Raw genomic sequence first — 3,538 nt, forward strand, 5'->3', positions numbered from 1 at the left:
AATAATAAGCTACTGATATTCTCCATCTTTTTTATCTTTAATCCATCATAGCTAGCGATGCAACAAAGCCATTCCAGTGTCAAGCACTGGAATGACATCATCTGTTGTGCAATTTACCTTCAAAAATGAATGTTCGTACAGTTATGGAAGACACATTGGAATGACACTATTTGCTGTCTTCAAAAATAAACATTCGTAAAGTTGTGCTTTTAATATGGGTTATCAGTTTAAAAATGTTGCTAATCAGCATATATGAATGTAATATTAATTAACATTCATAAACGAAGCAATACCATGGAAAATAGTTATAATGCCGATGCAATAAAAATCTTAAGGGGTCTTGATGCTGTAAGGAAACGTCCAGGTATGTACATTGGTGACACTGACGATGGATCTGGCTTGCACCACATGGTATATGAGGTTGTTGATAACGCAATAGATGAATCTTTAGCTGGGTATTGTGATAAAATTGAAGTTAGCATAAATAAAGATGGTTCAGTATCAGTAACCGACAATGGTCGTGGCATTCCAACTGACATTCATGAAGAAGAAGGAGTATCAGCAGCAGAGGTAATAATGACTCAACTCCATGCTGGTGGTAAATTTGACAGCAATACCTATAAAGTTTCTGGGGGATTACATGGTGTTGGAATCTCAGTTGTGAATGCATTATCAAGCTGGTTGGAATTAATTATTTGGCGCAATAAGAAAGAACACTTTATGCGTTTTGAAGATGGTGAGTCTATTGAACCTTTAAAGGTAGTCAACGAAAATACAAACAAAAGAGGAACTAAAGTCACGTTCATGCCATCAACAGAGACTTTTAATGGCATTAATTTCAGTTACTCAACGCTTGAAAGTCGTATAAGAGAATTAGCATTTTTAAATTCAAATATCGACATTACTTTACGTGATCTGCGCAATGAACCATATACAGAATCTCATTTCAATCAGAGCAATCAATCTAAAGACAATTTTGGTACAGCAAATTTTGTGCAGTATTTAGATAAGAATAAGACACATGTAACTAAAATTGCCAGTATGAAAGGAGATGCAGAAGATCTTGGCATCAGCTTGGAAATATCGATGGAATGGAATGATTCCTACTATGAGAATATGTTGTGTTTCACTAATAATATACGGCAACGAGATGGTGGTACGCATTTGGCAGGATTTAGATCTGCACTAACTAGATGTATCAATACCTATGCAACTAATGAAGGGTTTTTAAAGAAAGCAAAAGTAAATTTAACTGGAGAGGACGTTAGAGAAGGTTTAACTTGTGTTTTATCTCTTAAGATGCCTGATCCTAAGTTTTCTTCACAAACAAAAGATAAACTAGTTAGTTCTGAAGCACGTGCAGTTGTAGAAAGTATAGTTTCTGATAAATTGAGCACAATCCTTGAAACTGATCCCAAATTGGCAGCAAGCATAGTAGAAAGAGCAATCAGGTCAGCAAAAGGAAGAGAAGCTGCAAGAAAAGCGCGCGAGCTAGTTAAAAGCAAAAACAATATTGATATTGCAACTCTGCCAGGAAAGCTTGCTGATTGTCAGGAAAAAGCTCCTGAGTTATCGGAATTATTTATAGTAGAGGGTAATTCAGCAGGTGGTACTGCAAAGCAGGGGCGTAATCGTAAAACACAAGCAGTGCTTGCCTTAAGAGGAAAAATTCTAAACGTAGAACGTGTAAGTTTAGATCGTATTTTTTCATCTGCAGAAATAGGCTCTTTAATTACTGCAATTGGTGCTGGAATAGGGAGTGAACACTTCGATATTGAAAAAGCTAGATATCATAAAATTATCATCATGACAGATGCAGATGTTGATGGTTCACATATAAGAACTTTGATTCTAACTTTCTTTTTTAGACATATGCGTGAAGTTATTGAAAAAGGTTACTTATACATAGCACAGCCACCCCTCTATAAAGTTACAAAGAATGCCAAAGACACTTATATTAAAGATGACGAAACTTTTGAAGAGTATATAATAAACTCAGCAGTTAAAAGATTAACACTAAGTGGTACAGCTACAGAATTTAACAACTTGCGCCTTATTTTGAATAAATGCGTTAGCACTTCTAATATTAGCAAAAATTATGATAGAGAAATACCACAAAATCTCTTAGAGTCATTGCTAATTTTAAGTAAAAAGAATGCTCTATCATCGGCTGATGAGATATTAAAGTATTTGAAGTTAATGTACAGCGAATACACTTGGGAAGTGGAAATAAAAGATGAAGAAAAAGAAATTCATATCTCTAAATTGTTTCAAGGATTGGCAGACAAATATATATTTGCACTTAGTATGCTTGAAGGCAAAGATATGCAAAACATATTAAGTTTGCTTGATGGTATAAGTAATTTATTTAATGGTGATTCATTTTTAAAGTCACAAGAAACTGAAATAAGAATCACTTCTCCAAGTACGCTTGCAAAAATAATAATGGACTATGGTAAAAAAGGTTTAACTCTGCAGAGATTTAAAGGTCTTGGTGAAATGAATGCTGATCAGCTATGGGATACTACGTTAAATCCTGAGGCTAGAACTTTATTAAAGGTTGAAATAAAAGATTGTGAAGAAGCTGATTCCATATTTTCAATATTAATGGGTGATATAGTTGAACCACGCCGTGATTTTATTAATAGCAATGCACTTAATGTGCATGATGTTGATATTTGAACTTTTAGCAAAATGTACGAACGTTACGGGTTTAAGCAAAGACTGTGTCATTCAAGTAGCTGACACTGGTTCCTTTATAACGGTGTCATTCCAGTGCTTGACACTGGAATCCAGGTTGCTCACAAGCAAACTAGCATAGAAAGTGGTTACAACGTTTTCGATGAGATTGCAGAAAGGCTGGATTCCAGTGTCAAGCACTGGAATGAAAGCAGTCCTACGTCATGTCGCGATTCATTCGCGGTATCTCTAGATCCCGCTAACAAGCAGCGGGATGACGGTTGTCAGGGTGTCATCCCACTACCTTCTCCTGTCATCCCAGTGCCTCCCTCCCCTGTCATCCAAGTAGCTTGACACTTGTATCTTTATGATGTGAGGCATTAGAGCTAAAATACCTCACAGGGAGGGTGAAGCTGATGCAACGCTAATGCCATTAAGGCCGAATCCCAGATTTTGCTTCCCTCCCATAGAGTTATAGCTCTTCTCATAATAATCCCAATAAGGTAAGAATGGATTTATGGTAGAGGGGTTTGTATGCCAGCAGCGTATAGTTACGACTTAAGGAAAAAAGCAATGGAAGCAATGGAAGCATTGGATGAAGGAGAAAGTAGAGCAACTGTTGCCAAGTGACCTTACCCAGAAAAAGTGGAGAGAAAGAAAGGAGTTTTTTCGGGTAAAATAAAATTTTGGAGGATTAGAAATGGNAAGAGAATATACGGCAGAATTCAAATTGGAAGCTGTTAAACTGGCAAATGAACAAAGAAAGGCAGGTCAAACAATTACAAAAATAGCAAAGGATTTAGGAATAAAGGGTGGTTTATTAGGAAAATGGATAAAGAAACACAACGAAAAAAAGTCG

The 3,538-nt window shown here is 36.2% G+C and carries 4 protein-coding genes; all 4 read left to right on the forward strand.

Going from position 1 to position 3,538, the window contains the following annotated elements:
• Window positions 1-76 precede the first annotated feature (76 nt).
• Window positions 77-199, forward strand: a complete 123-nt coding sequence (locus tag OZD62_RS04020; RefSeq protein ID WP_010962370.1) for a hypothetical protein — start codon at window positions 77-79, stop codon at window positions 197-199.
• A gap of 95 nt (window positions 200-294) precedes the next feature.
• Window positions 295-2,682 carry a DNA topoisomerase (ATP-hydrolyzing) subunit B gene (gyrB, locus tag OZD62_RS04025; protein WP_275019476.1) on the forward strand — a complete coding sequence of 796 codons (2,388 nt, stop codon included), beginning with the start codon at window positions 295-297 and terminating at the stop codon, window positions 2,680-2,682.
• Window positions 2,683-2,775: 93 nt separating this feature from the next.
• The gene (locus tag OZD62_RS04030; RefSeq protein ID WP_010962372.1) at window positions 2,776-3,033 is read left to right on the forward strand and encodes a hypothetical protein; all 258 of its coding nucleotides are present in this window, start codon (window positions 2,776-2,778) and stop codon (window positions 3,031-3,033) included.
• 346 nt (window positions 3,034-3,379) lie between these two features.
• A partial coding sequence (locus tag OZD62_RS04035) for a transposase (RefSeq protein ID WP_275019477.1) occupies window positions 3,380-3,538 on the forward strand: 159 nt, incomplete at its 3' end.

Origin of the sequence: Wolbachia endosymbiont of Drosophila seguyi, assembly GCF_028981765.1 — a bacterium.
Taxonomy (GTDB): Bacteria; Pseudomonadota; Alphaproteobacteria; order Rickettsiales; family Anaplasmataceae; genus Wolbachia; species Wolbachia pipientis.

Excerpts from the sequence above, each read along its gene's own strand:
- gyrB (WP_275019476.1), top strand. The coding sequence starts at position 295 with ATGGAAAATAGTTATAATGCCGATGCAATAAAAATCTTAAGGGGTCTT.